Annotated in this window: 1 protein-coding gene; it reads left to right on the top strand. The window is 72.6% G+C overall.

The genetic code is table 11. The features are described 5' to 3' along the window. A partial coding sequence (locus RNB18_RS51365) for a helicase associated domain-containing protein (RefSeq protein ID WP_311720976.1) occupies positions 1–475 on the top strand: 475 nt, incomplete at both ends.

Raw genomic sequence — 475 nt, 5'->3', positions numbered from 1 at the left:
GGGGCGAGGCGATGGTGCCCATCGGGCAGCACCTCGCCAACCTCCGCCGCAAGGGCAGCCTCGGCAAGGACCCGGACCGGGCCGAGAAGCGGGCCGCGCAGCTGGCGGAGATCGACGAGGACTGGAACTGCCCATGGCCACTGGACTGGCAACGCCACTACCGCGTCCTCGCGGACCTGGTCAACGCCGACGGCGTCCTGCCCGAGATCCAGCCCGGGGTGCTGTTCGAGGGCGATGACATCGGGCGCTGGCTGGAGCGGCAGAAGAACCCGGCCACCTGGGCACAGCTTCTCCCCGAGCAGCAGCAGCGCCTGACCGCGCTGGGCGTACAACCCGCCCAGGCCCCGCCTCCCGCCCCGGCAGCCGCTCGTAAGAGCCCGAGCAAGTCCCAGGCGGCCTTCCAGCGGGGCCTGGCAGCCCTTACGCAGTGGGTGCAGCGGGAAGGTACGGACCGGCCGGTGCCCCGCAGCCACAC

It is taken from the genome of Streptomyces doebereineriae (assembly GCF_031845645.1).
GTDB lineage: Bacteria > Actinomycetota > Actinomycetes > Streptomycetales > Streptomycetaceae > Streptomyces > Streptomyces canus.
Note: the sequence above shows the minus strand (reverse complement) of the source record. Positions and strands in the feature narration are given on the sequence as shown.